The sequence below is a fragment of the Novosphingobium sp. BL-S-33 genome, from assembly GCF_056857025.1.
Window position 1 is genome coordinate 1,043,116 of sequence record NZ_CM166475.1, and the last position, 21,626, is coordinate 1,064,741.

Consider the following 21,626-nt stretch of genomic DNA (forward strand, 5'->3'; position numbering starts at 1 on the left):
CTCGTCCAGCCAACATGTTGATGACGTGGACACTCTCGCACTGACTGGCAGTTGCTCTGCTGCCGGTTGGTCAACCGAGAGGAAGAGGAGCGCTTACGATGACGATCACGACGATTGGACTCGATCTGGAGGAGAGCGTTGTTCAGGCACACGGGGACCGACGAGAGCGGTGCCGCGGTGCTGGTGAAAATGCCGAACCGCAAGCAGATACTTGCCTTTCTGCTCAACTCTGCGCCATGCCTGATCGGTGTGGAGGCATACGGAACGGCGCATTATTGGGAGCGTACGCGCTGCGATGGGCCACGAGGTGCGCCTGATCCCGCCGGCCTAGGTGAAGGGCCATGTGAAACGCGGCAAGAGCGATGCGCTTTATGCCGAAGCGATCTGCGAGGCCGTTACTCGGCCAACCATGCAATTCGTGCCGCTCAAATCGGTTGAGCAGCAGGGCATTCTCATGGCCCATCGCGCCCGTTCATTGCTTGTGCGCCAACGCACCATGCTGGCCAATGCCGTGCGAGCGCGTCTAGCGGAATTGGGCTTTGTTGCAAATCTCGGCATCGCCAACCTCATGAAGCTGGCCGAGCAGGCACTTACCGACAGGAACGCTCTGCCCGTCTATGCCCGGACGGCGCTGGAGGTACTGGTCGGGTAAGTCATGACAATCAGCGGCGAGATCACGACGCTCGACCGGCAGTTGACCGCCTGGCGTGCCGACAGCGAGGCAAGTCGCAGGCTAGCTGCGTTACCGGGCTATCGTCACGGCAACGGCGATCGCTGCCACCGTCACCGATCCCGAACAGCTCCGTTCCGGCCGTCAGTTCGCCGCCTGGCTCGGCCTGAGCCCACCAACATTCCACCGGCGGCAAGACCCGGCTCAGCGGCATCTCCAAGCAAGGAGATCGATATTTGCGCCGACTGCTCGGTGTCGGCGCGACTGCCGTCATGCGCCACGTCAAAGATAAACCAACGTCAATGGCCGAATGGATCACAAAGCTGTCGAAAAAGAAACCCTTGCGACACGTCTCCGTCGAGCTGGCCAACATGCTTGCCCGGATCGCATGGGTCGTGCTGACCCGAAAGGAAGCCTACAGGCCATATCATCAACTGGCCGCCTGATAGAACACCGAACACCGGAATTGGCAGTGGCAGTGGCAGTGGCAGTGGCAGTGGCAGTGGCAGTGGCAGTGGCAGTGGCAGTGGCAGTGGCAGTGGCAGTGGCAGTGGCAGTGGCAGTGGCAGTGGCAGTCGATGATGCGTAACAATCGAGCCAAGGGTGATATCAACCCGTCTGATTCCCTGCGCCTTAAAAGCGCGTCTCGTTTATCAGAGACCTCACCGGCGGATTTCCATCAGGGCCAGCGGCAAACCCGATGTCGCATAAACAGACCGGACACATGAAAGCAACCGATCAAATCCATACCGACAAAAAGCCCTTGCCATAAGGTCTACACATGATTCAGACTTTTATCGATTTGGGAATCCTCCTTGATCCAGTCCGATCAGATTATGCTCTAGCCCAATTTTATGCGAACATACTCATGATTTGCAAATCGCCGGCGCTGTATAGTTGAGATTCAAAAGCCGAAAGTAATTCTCGCCCAAGGCTATGTCGCGAAAAGCTTCGTCGTTCAGCACGCGGTTAACGCGGCTGGTGATCTCAAGCTCTTTAGCATATTGCTCAAAGCTCTTGTTGCCTGCCGCAACAAAATCAGAGCCATTGAGAATTCTCGTAGGATAAGCATTAAAAAATGCAACGAACTGCGGACCATATTCGTGGTAGGCTTCGTACAGAACATCCCATGAGATATCGAGCATCAGATTGGGGTCTGCATCTAATGCCTTCTTCATAATCGCGATATGCTGGGCGGGATCCATCTTGGTCAACTCCCTGGAGAGCCCCATGTGCGCCCACACGATCTTGTTATTGGGATAGGTTTTGAGGATTTGCTGCATGAGCGGCACGAACTGCGTCGGATTTGCGTCGTTGCCGAGGTCCGAATGCAGCGTGATGGGAATGCCGCGCTCTTCGAGCAACTTCATGAACGGTTTCCATTTCGCGATGCTCTCCGCAGTCGCGGGTTCATGCAGGTTTTTGAGCAGAGCCTGCTTTTCGACGTTAACCTCGCCCATCCATTTGTACATTCCTGGAAATTCGCGGTCATACAGTTCTATCGTCTGGACTGTATTTTCCGGATGCGCGAGATCGGGGAAGCTCATCGACAGGGTGATGTTGACGTTCGGGTGAGGGAAGACTTTCGTCTCCTGTCCATTCACAAAGTCGTTCTTTATGCTCGGCAGTGCAGCCGTGCCCGGGCAATCCAGATAATAAGTGCAGGACGATCGCATATCGAGCGACTGGCCGATCCCGAAATAATTGACGAAGCGCACGCCCAGTCTGTCGAAGTAATCGAAAAGCTGCGTCGGTGGTATTGCCTGACCACCAAAGGGTCGGGGATGGAAATGGGCATCGACCAGGGCAGTATAAGATTCCGTTTTGCGATTGTAGCAATCCTGCGGCTTGCCTTTCTCAAATGAGGAAAGTGGGCGGTTTGGCCGCGCCATCTGTGCCGGGGTTGCCGGCGGGCCAAGCGACGCCAACGGAATACGCTGAGGCTTTGCCGCAACGGATTTGCTGCCCACCGCGGTTGCCAAAATGGCCATCGCGAGCGTCAACAAGCCAAAGCGAGCGGATGAAGTCATCCTTAACATAGGGTGAGCCTCTCTGTTTTTGGCATCAAATCGCATCAAAAAAAAGTTCTGACGTTCGACAATGGTATCCAGCAAACCGGCTTTGCCGTATAAATCGAGAATTACGCTTTTCACACCGTTCGGGGTCCATCAAAATGCCAGGATCATATCGGTAGAGAAAGCCCATCCGGTACCGCCCACCAGATAAGGCACGCTGGAATAGCCCACCGCAGACCGATACATGTAGAGCGCCTGCGCATTGATCTTAACTTCGCGGCGCTTGAACGGATACCAGTTGACGCCGAGCGCGAGGTCCCATGGATCGCCATATTCGCCGAAAATCATGGAACCCGAAGCATAGGCTTGCAGCCTCTCGCTCAAGACCATTGCCGAGCCCTGAAGCTGAAAGCCCGTGTCATAGAGGCTGTTCACCGGAATATAGCCAACCTTCTCGAAGTCATTGACCCAGCGAAAATAATACTCACCATCCAGAGAAAAGCCGCGATACTTGAACCCGCCATTGACCGCGAGCATGGCATAAGTTGCCTTCTTGACGTGCCCGCCCGTGCGGAACGGATCTGCAGAGAAAAGCAGCGTCCCATCTGACAGACGGATCTGGCTGTTCTCGAAGCTTTCCGTGCCCGGCTGGCTCTGCGCATCTTCGCGGCTGTGCGTGAAGTGGACGCCGAACAAGGTGGCGAGTGCCTCGTGCGATTCAAAGTCGCCAAAGCCCTCCCCGGGGCCGTATTCACCCGTCGTGGGCATCCACCACAGAGCGCCGGACACCGTATTGAACCCATTGTCCAATTGCACCGCATCCACGCCAAGCTGGCTCAAATTGTTGCCGATCATGGCGCGATACTTCACGCGCGGCACGATCTCGCCCCAGGCCCAGATGCCCATGGTATAGGATGCGCGGAAGTATTCGTCTGCCATCGTGCGATTGTCGTTTCTGAGCCAGTTGGGGAAGGTCCAGTTGGTCGTCCGTGTGCTAGGCAAAGAGCCGACACCGGCCGCAACGCTGATCGCATCGTTGAAATGATAGCTCAGATAGCCGCCCAGCACGACCTGCGCGCCCAACCCTTGATTGGTATTGGCAGTCCAGGCGTAGAGCAGATACCGGAAGTTCGGATCAAACAGCCACCCCTTGAAGTTCAGAGTGATCTTCTGAAGCTGAACGTCATTACGACGATCCAGATTGAAAGTGCGACCGAACGAATCCGTATAGGTCTTGTTCAGACCCGTGGAGTTCAAATAACGGGCGTAGGAAAAAGCGGCGAAATCCAGTTCGCCCTGATCCGTGCGCGTCAGCACCAATCCCTTACTGCCCTCGTAGGTGCCCCAATGTGCTTCCTGGGCGGGTTGGCCGATCGCACTATGCTTTGCGGTGTCGGCGGCCGACAGGGTCGTTTCCGGCGCGAGGACCTGCCGGACGGACGGGTCGCCGGCAAGCGCCTGACTGAGGGGCTGGGCCGGCTTGCCGCGCCCCTCCAGTTCGTCGATGCGGGCGTCGCGCTCGCGAAGTTCCTGCTCCAACTGGCTCTGTCGCACTTCCAGAGCGCGAAGCCGCTCCTCAACCGATTGCTTGCGCGCGGGTGCTTCTTCGGCCGCCGGTACCGTGTCCGACCGTGCGGCCGGGGACGCGGATGCCAGCAGGATGGCCGAGGCACTGAGAACCAGATCACCCATTATCGCTCGGAAGCTCAGCGCCCTTCGCACAGAGCGGCACTACAGCTTTCCCCTGCACCGGGATTTCCGCAGACAAAAATCCGGTTGAAACCACCGGGCCGCCCGTCGCGGCGGGCATTCATCCGAACTGCGCATAGGGGTTGCCGCCCAGGGCGTTGGAAACATCCGCGATCGCCTTCTGTCCGCGGACGCTGTTACCTGCGGCATCGAGCGGCGGCGAAAAAGTACCGATACCGAATTTGCCCGGCGACACGGCGAGAATGCCCCCGCCGACACCGCTCTTGGCGGGAAGGCCGGTATGGTAGAGCCACTTGCCGCTATCGTCATACATGCCCGCCGTCGACATGATGGCGAGCAGGCCGGGAACATGGCTGCGGTCAATGACTTGCTTGCCGGTGACCGGGTTCTTGCCGCCATTGGCCAGCGTCGCCCCCATAATCGCGAGATCGCGCGCGGATACGTTGATCGAGCAGGCGCGGGTATAGAGATCGACCGCAACCGCCGGGTCCATCGGGAAGCGTTCATAGGCCGACATCAGCGAACTGATGGCGCGATTCCGCTGGTTCGTGTCGCTCTCGGACTTGTAGACTTCCTGGTTCACCTCGAGCTTGCGACCGGCGAAATCGGAATGGAGCCCGATGATTTTTCCCCACACTTCGTCCGGGGAACCGCCCTTGATGTTTCCGACCGTCGCGATGGCGCCTGGATTGACGAAGGGGTTCATCTCCTTGCCGCGATGCTGCTCGACGGCGTCGATCGAGTTGAAGACCTGACCGGTCGCATCGACACCGACGCTGTCCTCGATCTTCTGGTCCCCGGATTCCTGCATCACCAGCGCCGCATTAAAGACCTTGCAGATCGATTGTATGGAAAACTGTTCCTGCGTATCGCCGGCAACAACGGGTTTGCCATCGGGTCCAGCCATAGCAACGCCGAAGTAGTTGGAATTCACCTTGGCCAGCGCCGGGATATAGTCGGCGTTCTTGCCCTCGCTCAGGGTTTTATACTTGTTATAGGCGGCGTTGACCGCTCCGGCAAAATCGGGACTGCCGCCGGGGGCTGCGCTCGCCACGCGGGGAAAAGCAAGCGCCGCAACACCAACTCCAATGCCGCCCATCATTGCACGACGGTTAAATCGAAAGTTTTCCATCTCTGTGCACTCCCTTTCAAGGCCGCTTAGAGTTTCAGGTCCTTGCTCGAAAAGCTGATCTTGAACGAGAACTGCACGCGGAAGTCCTTCCCTTTGTCGTCATTTACATTGACGCGCTGTCCCCAGAGAAACTCCGCCCCGGTCAAAATCCGGGGAATGGGTGCCCACAGCAGGTTGCCGCTGGCATATTGGCCCCGGTGAAAAGTATCCCCCGTCTGGAAATTTGTATTGTCGACGCTGGTCTGGCTATAACCAAAGGAGGATGACAGTTCTTTGGTCCAATTCAAGTCGACATAGGCGGAAATGCCAAGCAACGGTACCGGCTTCGCCTCGAGGATGAGAAGATTCCGGAGCGGCGGTTGCGGTACGATCGGCAGAATCGCGATCGGCTCCGCCGACGGCGCAAGGTCCATGCCGCCATCGTTCATATAGGAGGCGATACCTTCGCCGTAGACCACGCCGCCACGGAACGTCGCCATGTCCGCGAACTTGAACGAGCCGGTGAAATTCAGGCCCCAGCCGAGTTCGTGGCCTTTCGGCCTGTAATCCGGTTGGCCGGGGGTTTCATAGCTGATCTTGCGGAGAATTCCGCCAAGTCGCACATGCCCCCAATCCCCGCCGTACCGCACTGCGGCAGTCAGGTCGGGCAATTCGTTCTTGCCCCTGATGTCGCTGGACAAGCTTTCGTCGATAAGGCGAATGCCACCTGCGTCCACGTCATTGGTGGCATGTTCCAGCGCGGCCATGGCCTGGAACCCGTTCTTGTCGACAAATGTCACGCGGAGCTGAGGAGTACGGAGGAACACCATCCCCGCCGGGCCCCAATAATCGATCACATTGGGAAAGATGTCCCCGTCCATGAATACCGAATTCGTTTGGCCGGCCAGGACCGGCCCCCATTTGCCATAAGCGTGACGCAGGCGAACGGCAGTCTTGCCGGCATCGTCGCCCACGCCGAACATGTCGAACTCGAACTTGACTTCCCAAGGGTGGTCCAGAGCCTCACCGTTGGCCTTGGCGCCGAGGCGGGACTGCTTGACCGAGAATGAGGTTTCGCCATTCGATCCGAACTGTCCTTCGGGCGTTGCAATGCGCGAGGGGCGGAAGGCATCCTTCCAGTCGGGATTCATCCGGCCATCAATATCCACGATGCCGTCGAACTGCGCGAAACCATAGACTTCGAAATCAACCTTGGAGTCCTGGGAAGATGAGGCGTCTTGTGCCAGCACCGGCGTGGAGACGGCGAAACAGAATGCCGCGAGCGCTCCGGGTACCAGGGACCGTGCTACGACTTTCGCTCTGGCTCTGCCAGGCGAGAGACGAGGATCTCCACTCATCTGCTTTCTCCCCTTTTTGCTGCCAGCTCCGAGTTCCGCCCATCACGGTCGACTTGCGAAGCGTGCCAGCAATGTTCAGCAATTTGCTGGGGATGCGTGATTTATTGTATCCGTGATTCCCCTCGATAATAATGGCGGAGATACCTTAGTTGCTGACGCCAAAAGATGTTCTATCTTAGAAATAAAATTTAGCCCCACGAATACTAATTTGGATCGATGATGGCCCGGCTCTTGATGCGCCGATGCCATCTCTCGATTCATACGAATGTACGTCCGATGCCCCACCGGTCCGGCAAGACTTCGAAGCCCCAAAGCTAGTCTGATCGCTTGACAGTCTTGCTGGTCCAGTCCCCGATCCGACGAGGCATTGCCCGCGTTTGCCGCCTGCACGACCTTCGTCGGTAAAAGACATGCCGCAATCAAGCGTAGCGCAGCCTAACCACGTTGAGCACATCTACGGCCCGTCACGCCCTGGATATCGTCGGTGCAGACCAGATGAAGACCGCAAACCCGCAAGTATCAGACAGGCCGCATCGGTTCCAGCCTCTTTGCCGGCGGCTCTCGACAAGAATTGCGTCAACGCTTCGCGCATTCCTTGTCCTTGCATCGATCCTTTGGCTGGCACCTTCTGCCCATGCCCAAAGCGTGCCGCTCGATCGCCTGGCAGACAATGAGGCAACGGTTACTACGGCCATCTCGTCCGACCGGACTGACGCCAGCGGCGAACCTGCCAAGGCGTCTAAGCCCGATCTCCTTGTAGTGCCGATCCCCATGTCGAACCCGACGATCGGAACCGGGCTCACACTGGCCGCGGTACTATTCTACAATCCAAATGGATCCAGTCAGCCTTGGGTCACCGGCGGAGGCGCGTTCTACACCAGCAACAAAAGCCGTGGCGCCGCCGCCTTCCACAGTATGTCGCTGGACGACGACCGCATCAAGGTGCTGGCGTTCGGCGGTTACGCCAATCTCAAACTCAACTTCTATGGCATCGGCGCATCGGCGGGCGACCGCAATGTCTCGGTCAAACTGGACGACAAGGGTGTCATCCTCATCGCGCAGGGCCAATACAGGATTGCCCCAAATCTCTATGTCGGCGGGCGCTTCCAGTTCCTTGACCTGAAACAGAGCATCCAGCGCGAGAACCCGCTCTTTCCGGATCTCAACCTTCCGGACAATCTTCTGAACAGCCGGATTTCCGGGATCGGCCCGTCAATAACCTATGACAGCAGGGACAATCAGTTCGCGCCGCGAAAGGGTGCCAACATTACTTTGGTGGGCATCTTCAATACGGGCGGCCTGGGCAGCGATTTTACCTACAACAAGTGGAGGCTTTCGGCCAACGGCTACTTCCCACTGACGTCGAGCGGCACTCTGGCAATACATGGCGGCCTCTGCACCGTGTCCGACAACGGCCCGTTCTACGACCTTTGCATGTACGGTCAGAATGGCGATCTTCGGGGTTATGAGATGGGCCGCTACCGCGACGGCGCGATGGCGACCACACAGGTCGAATGGAGGCAGCATCTGGGCGGCAAATTCGGCGCCGTATTCTTCGCCGGGGCCGGCACCATTGCCGGCAGCCTGGGCGATCTGGGCAAGGGCAAGTTCCTCCCGAGCGCCGGCATGGGCCTGCGATACAAGGCATCCCAATCGACCGGCACGAACCTCCGGCTCGATTTTGCCATAGGCCGCGATTCCCATGCGATCTACTTCGGGATCGGCGAAGTGTTCTGAGACCGAAGCCACATGATCGCACTCGACTGCCGCTGGCGGCGTCTGGGCGGGCCGGGATAATGGCCGGATCCGAATTGATCAGAAGTCGTAAACCAGACTGATCGTCGAATAGAGGTCGGTCTCCTGCGAACCGGTGGGCGGATTGGTTTCTGCATCGACCGTGAAATCAGCTCTCGCGGACAATTTGCCGTATAGATTTTTCGTCAGAGACGTGGTCGTCTTGAAAGTCTTGTTCTGCCTCGCAAGCACCGTGCCCGCATATTCGCGAATGGTAAGGGTGTCAGTGACTTCCCATTTAAAGTCGGTCGCGACGAACAGGCCTAGCTGATCGACGAAAGTGGAATCCGTGAAATCCGTCTGCCTCAAGGCGGGGCCTGCGTAGACATCCCAATCCAGATCGTCGTTGTCTATAATCTCATAGCCCCCGCCTGCGGATTCCGTGATGCGGTGGTTGATGCCCTGGAACTGGTTGCGATCGTAGCTGAGCGCGCCGAACAGGAAGAACGGCGATTTATCGAAGTCTCGCCGCGCGCGATAGGCCGTCGAGAGCCGCTCTTCCGTCCGGGTTCCGTCAGCGTCGCTGAGGTCGACATGGACTTCGATCCTGTGCTGCCAATGGGGGCCCTTGCGGTTTACGTTGAGCGCCGCGGTGAAATTCCATTCATCCGTATTGCCAGATGCAATATTGCCGCCCAGCGAGCCTTCACCGGTCCACCCTTCGACAATGCTGGCCTTTCCGGTTTTCGCCTTTTCCTCGTCCTTGATCCGCTCGATTAGATCGTCGATGGCCTGACGCTGCGCGGGATAGCGCCGCTTGGCTACGTTCTTGATCGTTTCCCTTTCCTGCGGATTTGCCTCGCGGAGCAGTTCGGCCAGGCCGGCGGGCAAGTCCTGCCCCATCGCTGCCACAGGGCAAAGCGCCAGGATCACCGGCAAAATGGGGAATGGAATACGCATGAACGTGTCCTCCCATACGCCTTCCCGCAATGGCTCTGCCATCTTGATGAACTCTCGCGGAGGCGCAGGCTGTCAGGATATTTTTCGGTTAATGCATAAATGCTCCCCGGAGCGGTCCTTCTCCGGAGTTAGTTATCTCTGGATATCTCAGAATATCCTCATCGACGGCATAGCATGTTCCGAATGTTGTTTTGAATTTTCTACGCGACTATTTATCTAATGATGCATTATTGACAAGTATGCATATGGGATCATGTATTTTGCGAGTCGCGCAGGTGCTCGTTGGCGCGGGATTGAAACGGGCAGCGTGATGAAGCGACCTGTCATCGGCTTCGCCTTGGCGGGTAACAGAAGCAGATCGTATTACTGTAGCGGCGCCCTCGCCTGCATCTCGCCGGCGGTCACGCGCAGCGAACGGACTCTATAATTTATTCGCTCGGTGTCGGATCAACTCGTGGGCAGACTCTACATCAGACTGAGAGACCTTTCGGCGGGCAGGTCATTGACCCTATCGTGCCTCCTGCTCCTCTAAAGCATTGTGGAGATCTCCGCCGCTTTAGCGAATGCATCCAACGCAAGCTCGCGCAGCCATTTCTCCCCACGTCGGTGGGCCTCGGCAATCAACGGCGCGCTCAAGGACAAACGCAGAGCGCCTTCGCCGTGCGCCATGGCGACTGGCTGACCAAGTTCGAAACGCCGCCGCAAGTGCCGCGATGTGCCCGCAGGAACCGGCATTTGGCGGTACACCTGCCGCGTCTGCTCCATCGTTGCACGGCGCTGCCCGGTGCCGGTCTGCCGTACCAGGTAGAAGGGAAAAATCGTCCGCACGTCTTCGCCGATGCCGTCGCCGAGCGCGCGGGGATCGACATGGTCCAGCACCGGTTCGATCGCCGGGTTGCACTGCATGGCTGCCAGCACGGCCTGGCCGAAGTTCATAGCGATGGCGCGCGTGGCCTGCTCGTCGAGCTTGCCGTAAGGGCGCATCTCGGCAAGCGCCGCTTCCCACCGCAAGAGCAGACCGGTGTTCGTGGGGGCGCTCAGCGTTTCGGCAGCCCGCCATGCCTCGTCCCAATCGCACTGCGCAGAATAGCCCGCCAGCGCCGGCGGCATCGGCAGCGCGCGAAGCCTTGTCCCCACAGTCGAGGGCAGCAGCAGCGCGCCGGAAAAGATCGGGCCGCCCATGAACTTCGAGCCGGTGATCGCCAGGGCACAGCCGCCGTTGAGATAGCGGTTCAACCGCTCCGGCGAGAGGCGGAACTGGCAGGCGTCGACTAGCACCTCTACCGCGTCGCCATGCGCAGCTCTTAATGCCAGCACGCAACCCGGGCTGGGTGCGACGATGCCCGTCTTTGAAACATCGATAGCAACGAGCAGGACGCGGCGCCCCGCCGCCACTGCCTCGACAATCGCGGCCGTAATCTCGGCGTCGATTTCCGCCAGGTTGCGAGCCGATCCGTCTGGTTCGCGGAGCGCATAGCGCCGTGTTTCGATCGGTGCGCACGGCGATACCAGCGTGCCCTTCGTGACATCACCGCCCATGGCCGCATGGCCGGCAAAATGCCTGCCGGCGAGCGCGCCGGGCACGCCGCTGCCGGATTCGGCCGGCTCGGGCATCAGCACCAGCCAGGGGGCGCCGGGGCGATGCAGCGTCATCTGGGTGAAGATCAGGTGCGCATCCGTGCCCGACGCGGCGAGAATGGCCTCCACCCCCGAGTTTCGCTCCACGCCGGCGAGATCGAGAATGCCGCGCCGGATGCGGGCGGCTGCGGCCGCCGCGATCCCCCGGCGGAACCCGCCGCGGGTGTCGAGCCCGAGACCTTCGAGCAACTGCTCGGCGGCCGCAAAGCCCGCGGAGCCGATCGTGGAAGCCGTGGAGGAGCCGAGCCGCACCAGATCGGGATCCGGTTCGGCGATGCAGCCATAGCTGTTGCGGGCGGTCACCGGGTCCAGCGTGATGCGACCGTCTCCACCCTGGGCAAGCGCATCGGCCAGGCAGGCCCTAGCGGGAGGAAAGGCCTCGCAAAGATGGGCCGGGACCCGGCTGACCGCTGTCATTATCGAAACTCCATCGGGCAAACCACGCGGGCATCACCCCGGCGGAGGTCGCAGCGCACGCGTTGCCAACGCATTCTCCATCATAGCGCGGTGGCAGATCGGGCGGCGCCTGGATGCGCCCAATTTTTGGCGGGCGCTGTGCGGAAAGGATCCGCCGAAATACGCGCCGGTTAACCAAGCCATCCAGTGGGCGCCTATAATGGGGTGCATGAACGCGTTCTCTGCTACCCCTGTTCCGGCCGATATCCCGCGATCCCATCCGTCTGCTGGGCATCCTGGCGCCGCGGCTGCCGTGGAAGGGGTGTCGCTCGATCCGGGGGACTGGACGGCGCTGCGGGCGCAGGGGCACAAGATGCTCGACGATCTTCTCGACGCGATGGAAACCGTGGGCGAGCGTCCTCTTTGGCAACCCATTCCGGAACCGGCGCGCGTACGCATGCAGCGGCCCCTGCCCGCGCAGCCGACGCCGCTGGAAGTGGTACATGAGGACTTCCTCCACGATATCCTGCCGTATGGCAGCGGCAATGCGCATCCCGGCTTTCTGGGATGGGTGCAGGGCGGAGGAACCCCGGTGGGCATGCTCGCCGAAATGCTCGCAGCCGGCCTGAATGCAAATCTCGGCGGGCGCGAGCACATGCCAATCCATGTCGAGCGCCAGATCACGGCGTGGATGGCAGAACTGTTCGGCTTTCCCGTGGATGCCAGCGGCCTTTTCGTGACCGGGACGTCGATCGCAAACTTCATGGCCGTGCTGATCGCGCGGACGCGGGCGCTCGGCACCGGATCGCGACACACCGGCATCGCGGCAGCGGGGCGGACGCTGACCGGCTACACGTCCCGGGCGGCACATGGGTGCGTCGGCCAGGCGTTCGAAATGGCGGGGCTTGGTTCGGAATCCCTCCGCGCCATCGGCGTCGACGATCAGCACCGGATGGATGTCGCGGCCTTGCGGGCGGCGATCGCTGCCGATCGCGCAGCCGGGTTGACCCCCTTTCTGATCGTCGGGACCGCGGGGTCGGTCGATATCGGTGCAACCGACGACCTGACCGCACTGGCCGCGGTGGCGCGCGAAGAAAAACTGTGGCTGCACATCGACGGCGCCTTTGGGGCGCTAGCGATCCTGGCGCCCGAACTCGCCCCGCGCCTGGCCGGCATCGAGCAGGCGGACAGCCTGGCGTTCGATTTTCACAAATGGGGGCAGGTTCCCTACGATGCAGGCTTCCTGCTGTGCCGCGACCCGGCCATCCACCGCGCAACCTTCGCCGCAGACGCGCCCTATCTCCAGCGGGCGACGGACGGCATGGCGAGCGGCGCGCACTGGCCCTGCGACTATGGCCCGGATCTTTCCCGCGGCTTTCGCGCGCTGAAGACCTGGTTCACGCTCCGTACCTACGGTTTGGCCGCGATCGGCGAGTCCATCGCGCGGTCATGTGATCTTGCGCGGCGGCTGGAACAGCGGATCGCCGCTGCCGAGGGGCTGAGCCTGATGGCGCCGGTCCAGCTCAACATCGTCTGTTTCGGCTTCACTGGCCCGGATGCCGACCGCCGCAATGAAGCTGCCGTCGCGCGGCTGCAGGCAGGCGGGCGTGTCGCGCCGTCGCTGACCCGGATCCATGGGCACCCTGCGATCCGCGCCGCCTTCGTCAATCACCGCACGAGCGAAGCCGATGTCGACGCGCTTGTCGACCTGCTCCTTGCAATGCCCGCCTGACCATTCGGAGGAATCCCGTGATCCATTCCGCCATCACCCGCAGCCTGCCTGCCACGCTCGGGCCCGCGCGCCTGGGCCGCATGTTCGAAAACAAGCAGGATCTCTCCGAGCTCGTCGACACGATGATCGGGCGGATCTCATCAGAGACGATCGATGCCGGCGCGATGCTGGACCTTTCGTTTCTTATCCAGTTCATCGGCAATCGCGAGGAAGGTCTTTCGCTTCAGGCGCAGGCGATCGCGCAGCAGCGCATCTTCGAAAACGTCTATGGCGACGGATCGGACATCCGCGTGCTGGCGCTGCTCGCTCCTGGCGATCTGACCGCAAATACTCCGCTCGATTTCCTGCTCGAACATTCGAACGTCACGCTGATCACGGCCTATCTCGATCTCGAGGCGGACAATCCGCTCGACCTGCCGTTCCCCGAGCATGACGTTGCGATCATCGCGGCGGGTGAATCCCCGGAGAGCCAGGCGCTGCTGCGCCGGATCGACCGTCTGGCCGCGCAATGGCCGCGTCCGATCCTCAACGGGCGCGCTATCAATATCGCCAACCTGACGCGCGACGGCGTGGCTACCGCGCTCGCCGACGTGCCGGAGATCCTGGCCCCTGCCACGCGATCCCGGACGCGCGCGGACATCGCGCTGGACCCGCCGCGCTTTCCCAGCACGATCCGGCCAGCCGGTACGCAGGCCGGGATCGGCCTGGAAAAAGTGGAGAACCCGGAACAGCTCGCCGACTATCTGGCGCGCCATCCCGAGGAGCAATTCTACGTTGCCGACTTCATCGACTATAGCGGCCCCGACGGATTGTTCTGCAAGCAGCGGATCGTGTTCATCGACCGCGTACCCTACATCAGCCATCTCGCGGTCTCGGACCATTGGATTGTCCACTATATGAGCGCCGGCATGGCCGAGAATGCGGGGCGCCGTGACGAGGAAGCGGCATTCATGGCAGCGTTTGATCAGGACTTCGCCGCGCGCCACACACGCGCCTTCGACAGTCTCTGCGACCGGATTGGACTGGACTATTTCGGCATCGATTGCGGTGAAACGTCCGACGGCCGCCTGCTGCTGTTCGAAGCCGACGTCGCGATGATTGTCCATTCGATGGAGGACGCACCCGAGTTCGCATACAAGAAGGTGCCTATGACCAGACTGTTCGACGCATTCATCGCGTTTCTCCGTAAAATGTGTCACGGTCAGTAACTTTGCGCGAACGATGTGAAAGCGAGGGCGAGATACATTTACGCCCTCCGCTCGGAATTCCAAAAATCTTTGAAAGTCTGATTCCGGCAGGAACTGACCTTCACCATAAAGCTTGCAAACGGCGGCTTCGTCCCACCTTGCGGTCGTTTTCGGCCTCGGGTCAGCGACTTGACGGGGACAAACTGGTTCGTCCGACGACACGGCCCTTGGACTCGGCCGGAGCCGGCACTGCGGGAATGGCATGTTTTAGGAGAGGCTCGGTGTCACTCGAACGAACGGGATGAGGGGCGTTGCAATTCGCTCGGTGTAGGCCGGAATAGCCACGTCAATCATGATCAGAGAACGGGTTGCCGGGTTTGGACCCCCGGAACACGAGATCGTCGCGGTTGGCCGTGCGCATACGGCGGCGCAATAGTGCGACGGCTTGCGCCGAAAGCCGCACAAGGTGTTTGCGGTCCATCTTCATGCGCTCGCCGGAATACGCCAGAGCGGGTTGTGGCCGCCGAGGTCCTCGAACTCCATCCAGGCCGCAAAGCGCGTCTCGCTTGTCCGGCACCAGGTCAACAGTGTGAACAGCATCGCCTCCCGCGTAATCTCGTGGCGCCGGGGATCCTCTTCCCCGTCATAGTTTTGAATGGCGTGCACGAGTTCGGGAAGTTGCTGCAGTGGGAGCCGCGCCATGTGCCGCACTTTGGGACGCGCCTTGAGCGCACCTGTCAGATGCGCGGAGGGATCGAGCTCAACAAACCCTCGGCAATCGAAAACGGAAGATCTGGCCGATCGACTGGGAGTACGCGCCTACTCACGTCCGACGCGCCGCGCGCTTCGACGGCCTTGATCGCCAGACATCCTGCCGAAATCAGTACGCGTCGGCCGCGATGCATCGCGACCGCTCATTGCCAGCTCAGCGCAAAGCGCCTTGCCTGACTAAGCCGCGAGACCCAAAAGTAGCGGCGAGACGCCCTCGATATGCCATTTCATAGCAATGATTGCGGCGGTGGCGGCGCCGGCGTTTGCGACGGCCCTCCAGCTTCCAGCTTGCGGTTCTTCAGCATGGCGCCACAGCTCCAATGCAGCCGCGATCATCCCGAATGTAAGGATTTGGTAGCGCGTCTCCACCAACTGGAAAGTGTAACGGCCGGCGGCGCCGCAGAGTGCAAACAGGACCGGAACCCCGATGGTAAGGAGGGATTTGGAGGAATACCGCATTGCACAATGTGGCGCGAACGGAGGGATAAGCCAACCCTTTGCCGCCAGTTTGAGCGGTTCGTGCGTGTAGCGCGACAAACTGGATGATGATTGCGCGTCAATCAGGATGAGAATGTGATTGTCGCAGCGCGTCGATCAGTGCCCGTTTAGATTGTCGCTGGCAAGTTCGTCGTTCTCATCCTGATTGTCGCGGATGGTCTCGAGAACCTTTGGCGTGGTGTATGCGGCGGGCCGCCCGGCACCGGTGCGTCTGGCCTGAGCGGTGCGCCGCCGGTAACTTTCGACGTTCATCTCGAAGATGGTGGCGTGGTGGACGAGCCTGTCGACAGCGGCGAGCGTCATCGCGGGATCGGGGAAGACCCTGTTCCACTCGCCGAAGGGCTGGTTGGCGGTGATCAGCAACGACCGTCGCTCGTAGCGCGCGCTGATCAACTCGAAGAGCACCGATGTCTCGGCTTGGTCGCGCGAGATGTAGGCGAAGTCGTCGAGAACCAGCAGGTGGTATTTGTCGAGCTTGGCCATCGCGGATTCGAGCGCGAGTTCGCGCCGCGCGACCTGCAGGCGTTGCACGAGGTCGGAGGTCCGGGTGAACAAAACCCTCCAGCCCCGCTCTACCAGCGCCAGGCCGATAGCTGCGGCGAGGTGGGTTTTGCCGCCGCCGGGCGGACCGAACAGGATGAGGTTGGCACCTTGCTCGAGCCAACCATCGCCAGCGCACAGGGCCATGACCTGGGCCTTGGAGATCATCGGCACGGCATCGAAGGCGAAGCAGTCGAGGGTCTTGCCTGCGGGTAGATGTGCCTCTGCCAGGTGGCGTTCGATCCGACGCCGATCGCGTTCGGCAAGTTCGTGCTCGGCCAGCGCGGCGAGGAATCTGCTGGCGGGCCATCCTTCCTTGTCTGCCTGGGCGGCGAAGTCCCCCCAGATGTGCTTGATGGTGGGCAAGCGCAGTTCGTTGAGCATGAGGCTGAGACGCTGTGCATCAATCATGGGAGTTGCGTTCATGCGGCTTCTCCCTGTTCGATAAGTCCGTCGTAGATCGAGAGCGGCACCAGTTCGACCACGACTTCGGGCAGATCGGCAGGGTCCGGACAGAACCGGGCCCGCAAGGTTGTCAGGCACGGCGTTCGGCGCGCCGCCAGGTCCTCGGTCAGGAGCCCCGCGAGTTCGGCCTCGCATGCACGCTCGTGAGCCATGGCCAGAAGTTCGACGGTGGTGCGGCAGGCTTCCCGCTCGCCCTGAAATTCCAGCAGGTGGTCGAACATCAGGCGATAGGCCTCTCGCGGGAACAGGCTATCGCGATAGACCAGCCCTAACAGTGCCATGGGCTTACGGCGCAGGGAATGGATCACGTGCCGGTAATCAACAACGTGGCCGTGCTTCCCGTTCATGCCTGCGCGTCCGCGCGGCAGGGTCATGAGTCTCGTGCCGCCGATGAAGAGGTCGAGGCGGTCATCATAAAGGCGAGCCCGCAAACGGTGCCCGATCAGGCGGGATGGGACCGTGTAGAACACCTTGCGCAACGTGAAGCCGCCCGAGGATGTGACCGTCACGAGGATCTCCTCGTAGTCGGTGGTGCGCACGTCCGGCAGCGGCTGCAGGAACTTGCGTTCGGCATCGATCCCGGGGCCGTGCCGCCGGTTGCGCGCATTCACGACCTCGTCGATGAAGCGGCGATAGTCGGCAAGGTCGGAGAAGTCGGCGCTCCCGCGCAGCAGCAGCGCATCCCTAATGGCAGCCTTGATATGGCCATGGGCACTTTCGATCGCGCCGTTCTCATGGGCAACGCCCCGGTTGTTCCTCGTGGGCTCCATTCCATAATGGTCACAGAGCGCGTCATAACGCTTGGTCAGGTCGACCCTGGCATCCGCGTCCAGATTGCGGAAGGCGGCCGAGAGGCTGTCGGTACGATGAAGCTTCGGCGCGCCGCCTGCGGACCAGAGCGCGTTCTGCAGCCCTTCGGCCAAGGCGACAAAGCTCTCGCCGCCCAGGATGATGTGCCCGTGTTCGAAGCCGCCACATGGAAGCCGGAAGTGATAGAGCAGATGGTCCAGGGGCTGTCCGGCGATGGAAACTCCCAGATCGTCCATGCACGTAAAATCGGACAGGCCGAGCCGCCCGGCCTCGTGCACTTGCCGGAAAATGACTTCGCGATCTTGCCCGTTGACGGCGCGCCAGTCGCGAATGCGCCTCTCCAGGGTTCGCCGGGAGCCGAACTCCGTCTCGGGATATCGGCGCCGCAGCTCCTCGAAGATCGCTATGGGCCGAAGGCCCGGGGCAGCCTCTAACATCGGCACGACAACTTCATCGAAAATACCGGCAAGGGGATCGGGTCGGCGCCGGCTGCGCGGTGTTTGCCGCTGCGATGGCAGCTGGGTGGCCTGCAGAACCCGATAGCCCGTCGCCGGACTGAACCCGGCCTTCGCCGCCGCCAAGGCGACGGGGTCATAACGTCTGTTGGTCATGAAAAGTCTCACTTGATGATCGTTGATGTGTCGGCCGGCCACACGTCAGGTCCTCCTCCCCGGAAAACCCGATGCATAGCGGCCACCACGACCATCACAGGCACCCGGCAAAGAGTGCCTCCGGTGTGTCGGGACCGGCTACGGGCTACGCCCTACGCCGATCCCGACACACCGGATTCTCATCTTGATTGTCGCGCTTTCTCGTCCAGATCGCCGCGCAACATCGTGCGGCAATGCGGGCGCAGTAAGAAGACTGATTTGAGGGACGGCGGCGGCTCAGGGTCGCGAAAAAAGCCTGCCGCCTTTCTTGGGATCGGGTCGCCCAGCCCCCTTCTTCCTCCACAGAAACAAGCCTCCATGAACTAATGGAGCACCCACTCAATCATCAATAGGGATTAAATCCGGACCGCAGCAGCATGGATGACGCCGCAGACGATGCCGGGCGCCCCGATTGGGATTAATGAATAGTGACCCAACTCTCACTTTGCTCGTGCAATTGCGAGAGACGAGCTCCAATGGCGTGTGTTAATCCGGCTTCGGAGCTCGAGTGTAAGTTCAGAATGACTTTTCAACACCAAGTTGGAACACGCGGCCAAGGGTGAACGCGTTGCTTGGATCGTAGCCGTTCTGCCCCACGTTCTTGTAGACCGGCGGAACCTCGTTGAGGACATTCTTGACGTTCAGCGAGAGCGCAAGCCCATCAGTGATCCCCGTGCCCGCGAAAGTGTAGCGGAAGTAGAGATCGACTGTGTCGAAGGCACCCAGACGCGTCTGGCCGAAGGCGGATGGCTGCCCCTTGTCGGCCCGCTCAAAGCCCGAGACGTGATAAAGCGTGACCTGGGCCCTCAGCTTGTCAATGGTCGTGCCAAGGGACGCTGTGAACTTCGTCTTTGGCATTCCGTACATCAGATCGTCCACCAGCGCTGCAGTCGGACTCGCCTTGGTGTCCTGCTTGAGACGGATGTTGCCCGCGATCCGCGCATCGAAAGAGGCAAAGCTGGTGTCGAGCACATAGCTCGCATCGAAATCGATCCCGCTGAGATCGGTCTTGCCAAGGTTGCGTACCAGGGTGTCGAGTGCGACGCCTACCGGGGTGGCACCGCTGCCGCCAACACTTACCAAGGCCTGATCCGTCGAAGTCGGATTGAGCAGCGTGAATCCGATGTTATTCGGATTGGCGAGGCCGGACAGGATCTGGGCAAGCTGCTGTCCGGTCGGTCTGTACGTCCAGAGGTTGGGAAAATTGTTGTAGAAGTCGGTAAGCCCCGTTCCGGTAACCGGCCGACCGATCGTGCCATTGAGATTGATGACGTAATACGAAGCACTGAGCGTCAGGCCGTCGACGACGGGGGGCTCGATCGTCGCCCCGATCGACCAACTTGTGGCCTTCTGCGGGGTAAGGCCGGTGACCGAACCATTCCCCAGGTAGACGCCGGTTTCGCCGGTTGCGAACGACTGACCCGGAGGCGGCGAAAGGTACTGTCCGGGAATGAGCGACGCCGTCGCCGATTGAGGCCCGAGCTGGTCAACCGGCGACGGCGCGGTAAACGACTTGCCCCAGTTTGCCCGTATCGAAATCCAGTCGATCGGCTTGTAGGTCAGAGCGAACTTCGGATTGAAGGTGTCTCCGAAGTCATTGTATTTGTCGTAGCGCGCCGAAGCTGAAACGATCAGCTCGCTCAGTCCTGCGCCGCCACCCGTCACGATCGGCGCCTGAAGTTCGCCGAACAACGATTTCACAGTCTGGGTGTAATCATCGCGCGGGAGCCACCTCAGGTTCGCATCCGTGGTCTGGCGCTGGAAAATATCACGCATGTACTCCGCACCGAGCGCGGCGCGCAGATCGCCTCCGGGCAGCTTGAAAAGCGGACCGTCGACAATGAAGCGATAGTTGAACAGTTCGTTGCGCCCGTAGCCCTGCTCGTAGCCGTCGAGAATGTCGGACAAGACTCCGGGGTTGGTCGCCGCCAGATTGTAGGGATTGAGCGTCCCATTGGCGAGCGCTGCCGCCTGCGCGATCGGATCGACGAGGTTGTTCTGGTAGGAAACGCGGCTATTGCCGTAATTGAACAGCGCCCGGGCCTGCCAATTCAATCCCATGTCATAAGTCAGCGAAGGTGCAATGCTCCATGTCTCGAGGTCGGTTTTCTGAGTCTGCGAGCGATAACCGTCGACCGAGGCATAATTGAACCGGACGGTCTGCGGCTTGCCCGCATCTGCGCCGCCGGCGTCGATGTAATTCGGGTTGGAGGGCGTGAGTGTGACGGTTCCGGTCGTATTGCCGAGCGTTCCCAGCGCGCCGCCATTTCCGCGGGTCTGGCGATTGGCGTAGAGCGCGGTGATATCGATGTTCAGCGAACTTCCCAGTTCCTGGGTGAAGCGCGCCATTGCCGAGTGCAGCTCGGCGGCCGGATAGATTGCAGTGTCATCGGATGGATCGCAGGTGTTGGGGCCTCCTGAAACAAGGCTCTTTCCAGAAACGAGGTATGTATTGCTGCCGATCGACACAGTCGGATCGGCGCAGTTGCGTCCGACTGGCACGCCGGTGTGCCAATCGATCCGCTTCACCCACTTGCGGTCGGAACCGAAGATCGCATCGTGCTTGGAGAAGTTATAGGCGACATACAGCCCGCCTCCGTCCCACGTCTTTCCGGCAATCACTCCGCTGTCATAGGATGTGAAATCGTCACCTATGCCGACGCGGGCATCAACCTTGACCCCGTCATAAGTCTTGCGCGTCATGAAATTGAGGACACCGCCCAGCGCGTCGGAGCCGTAAACCGCCGAGCCACCGTCAAGCATGGCTTCCACGCGCTCGACCGCTGCGGGGGGAATGATGTCCGGATCCACGGCCAATTGCTGGGTTCCGGCACCGACCACGCGGCGCCCGTCGATCAGAACAAGGGTCTGGGCGCCACCGCTGGTATTTGCTGCCGGCAGCGCGCGCAGGTTGGGCCGCGCGATCGGATTGCTGGAATTCGCGCCGGAGACCGGCGAAACGCCGGCAGGCACAATACCGAAGAAGTTCGAGACTTGCGGCAGGCTTGCGAGTACTTCGTTCGTCGATGTTCCGCCCGAAACTTTCGACTGCTCTTCCGTGATGCCGACCACGTTCGAGCCCGCTGGCGCAATACCGCGGATCAGAGTGCCGGTAACGACGATCTGATTGTCGCCGGAAGCCTGCGGCTGACTGCTCTCCTCCTGCGCGAAGGCGCATGCCGGCATCAACGACGTCAGGGCAACGCCCGCGGTCAGGCTAAACCTGCGCGCGCGCAGACTCGTACACATCATCAAATCTCTCCCTGGGTTTATTTTCATTTAGTACACTCTAAAACGATAACGCCGCAAAGCAGCAGATCGAAAGCCCTCATGCTCATCAGCAAGAACTGATCGAGCCAGCGATGAATCTGCAATATTTAT

The 21,626-nt window shown here is 60.6% G+C and carries 14 protein-coding genes and 1 pseudogene; 4 read left to right on the forward strand and 11 right to left on the reverse strand.

The genetic code is table 11. The features are described from left to right. The first annotated feature begins 98 nt into the window (after window positions 1-98). Window positions 99-1,116, forward strand: a pseudogene (locus AC1VVM_RS21230) (IS110 family RNA-guided transposase). 420 nt (window positions 1,117-1,536) lie between these two features. Here AC1VVM_RS21230 and AC1VVM_RS21235 read toward each other — a convergent pair. From AC1VVM_RS21235 to AC1VVM_RS21250, 4 genes are all read right to left on the reverse strand, one after another. Then, window positions 1,537-2,823 (reverse strand): amidohydrolase family protein, encoded by a 1,287-nt coding sequence (locus AC1VVM_RS21235; RefSeq protein WP_482956371.1) that lies wholly within the window; start codon window positions 2,821-2,823, stop codon window positions 1,537-1,539. Between the two features lie 15 nt (window positions 2,824-2,838). Continuing rightward, the gene (locus tag AC1VVM_RS21240) at window positions 2,839-4,377 is read right to left on the reverse strand and encodes a hypothetical protein (RefSeq protein ID WP_482956372.1); all 1,539 of its coding nucleotides are present in this window, start codon (window positions 4,375-4,377) and stop codon (window positions 2,839-2,841) included. A 118-nt stretch (window positions 4,378-4,495) separates the two neighbouring features. Next, window positions 4,496-5,449: a glutaminase A gene (gene glsA / locus AC1VVM_RS21245; protein WP_482956373.1), complete on the reverse strand. Its 954-nt coding sequence runs from the start codon at window positions 5,447-5,449 to the stop codon at window positions 4,496-4,498. Window positions 5,450-5,553: 104 nt separating this feature from the next. Continuing rightward, window positions 5,554-6,864, reverse strand: a complete 1,311-nt coding sequence (locus AC1VVM_RS21250) for a DcaP family trimeric outer membrane transporter (RefSeq protein ID WP_482956374.1) — start codon at window positions 6,862-6,864, stop codon at window positions 5,554-5,556. A 645-nt stretch (window positions 6,865-7,509) separates the two neighbouring features. Between AC1VVM_RS21250 and AC1VVM_RS21255 the strand changes: the two genes are divergently transcribed. Next, a complete protein-coding gene (locus AC1VVM_RS21255) occupies window positions 7,510-8,601 on the forward strand; it encodes a BamA/TamA family outer membrane protein (RefSeq protein WP_482956375.1) in 1,092 nt (363 codons plus the stop codon). 78 nt (window positions 8,602-8,679) lie between these two features. Here the strand turns inward: AC1VVM_RS21255 and AC1VVM_RS21260 are convergent, their stop codons facing one another. Together AC1VVM_RS21260 and AC1VVM_RS21265 are read right to left on the reverse strand one after the other, a co-directional pair. Continuing rightward, window positions 8,680-9,558: a DUF481 domain-containing protein gene (locus AC1VVM_RS21260; RefSeq protein WP_482956376.1), complete on the reverse strand. Its 879-nt coding sequence runs from the start codon at window positions 9,556-9,558 to the stop codon at window positions 8,680-8,682. Between the two features lie 528 nt (window positions 9,559-10,086). Continuing rightward, the gene (locus AC1VVM_RS21265) at window positions 10,087-11,499 is read right to left on the reverse strand and encodes a hypothetical protein (protein ID WP_482956377.1); all 1,413 of its coding nucleotides are present in this window, start codon (window positions 11,497-11,499) and stop codon (window positions 10,087-10,089) included. A 466-nt stretch (window positions 11,500-11,965) separates the two neighbouring features. Here AC1VVM_RS21265 and AC1VVM_RS21270 point away from each other — a divergent pair, with 466 nt between their 5' ends. Further along, complete coding sequence (locus AC1VVM_RS21270) at window positions 11,966-13,324, forward strand: pyridoxal phosphate-dependent decarboxylase family protein (RefSeq protein ID WP_482956378.1); 1,359 nt, start codon at window positions 11,966-11,968, stop codon at window positions 13,322-13,324. 17 nt (window positions 13,325-13,341) lie between these two features. After that, window positions 13,342-14,532, forward strand: a complete 1,191-nt coding sequence (locus tag AC1VVM_RS21275; RefSeq protein ID WP_482956379.1) for an ATP-grasp domain-containing protein — start codon at window positions 13,342-13,344, stop codon at window positions 14,530-14,532. A 325-nt stretch (window positions 14,533-14,857) separates the two neighbouring features. On the opposite strand, the gene AC1VVM_RS21280 is transcribed toward AC1VVM_RS21275, so the two are convergent. The 5 genes from AC1VVM_RS21280 to AC1VVM_RS21300 form a co-directional block, all read right to left on the reverse strand. After that, the gene (locus AC1VVM_RS21280; RefSeq protein WP_482956380.1) at window positions 14,858-14,998 is read right to left on the reverse strand and encodes a hypothetical protein; all 141 of its coding nucleotides are present in this window, start codon (window positions 14,996-14,998) and stop codon (window positions 14,858-14,860) included. Beyond that, window positions 14,995-15,213, reverse strand: a complete 219-nt coding sequence (locus AC1VVM_RS21285) for a hypothetical protein (protein WP_482956381.1) — start codon at window positions 15,211-15,213, stop codon at window positions 14,995-14,997. Before AC1VVM_RS21285 ends, AC1VVM_RS21280 begins: the two co-directional genes overlap by 4 nt. Window positions 15,214-15,876: 663 nt before the next feature. Then, window positions 15,877-16,746: an IS21-like element helper ATPase IstB gene (gene istB / locus AC1VVM_RS21290; protein WP_482955270.1), complete on the reverse strand. Its 870-nt coding sequence runs from the start codon at window positions 16,744-16,746 to the stop codon at window positions 15,877-15,879. Beyond that, window positions 16,743-18,248: an IS21 family transposase gene (istA, locus tag AC1VVM_RS21295; RefSeq protein WP_482955271.1), complete on the reverse strand. Its 1,506-nt coding sequence runs from the start codon at window positions 18,246-18,248 to the stop codon at window positions 16,743-16,745. The genes istB and istA overlap by 4 nt, the downstream gene beginning before the upstream one ends. A gap of 513 nt (window positions 18,249-18,761) precedes the next feature. Then, on the reverse strand, window positions 18,762-21,497 hold the full coding sequence (locus tag AC1VVM_RS21300; protein WP_482956382.1) for a TonB-dependent receptor plug domain-containing protein: 2,736 nt from the start codon (window positions 21,495-21,497) through the stop codon (window positions 18,762-18,764). Window positions 21,498-21,626 lie beyond the last annotated feature (129 nt).

Bases quoted from the DNA above. Each gene is read 5' to 3' on its own strand.
- AC1VVM_RS21240 (WP_482956372.1), bottom strand. From the start codon at position 4,377: ATGGGTGATCTGGTTCTCAGTGCCTCGGCCATCCTGCTGGCATCCGCG.
- AC1VVM_RS21250 (WP_482956374.1), bottom strand. From the start codon at position 6,864: ATGAGTGGAGATCCTCGTCTCTCGCCTGGCAGAGCCAGAGCGAAAGTC.
- AC1VVM_RS21260 (WP_482956376.1), bottom strand. From the start codon at position 9,558: ATGCGTATTCCATTCCCCATTTTGCCGGTGATCCTGGCGCTTTGCCCT.
- AC1VVM_RS21270 (WP_482956378.1), top strand. From the start codon at position 11,966: ATGCTCGACGATCTTCTCGACGCGATGGAAACCGTGGGCGAGCGTCCT.
- AC1VVM_RS21280 (WP_482956380.1), bottom strand. From the start codon at position 14,998: ATGAAGATGGACCGCAAACACCTTGTGCGGCTTTCGGCGCAAGCCGTC.
- AC1VVM_RS21285 (WP_482956381.1), bottom strand. From the start codon at position 15,213: ATGGCGCGGCTCCCACTGCAGCAACTTCCCGAACTCGTGCACGCCATT.
- istB (WP_482955270.1), bottom strand. From the start codon at position 16,746: ATGAACGCAACTCCCATGATTGATGCACAGCGTCTCAGCCTCATGCTC.
- AC1VVM_RS21300 (WP_482956382.1), bottom strand. From the start codon at position 21,497: ATGATGTGTACGAGTCTGCGCGCGCGCAGGTTTAGCCTGACCGCGGGC.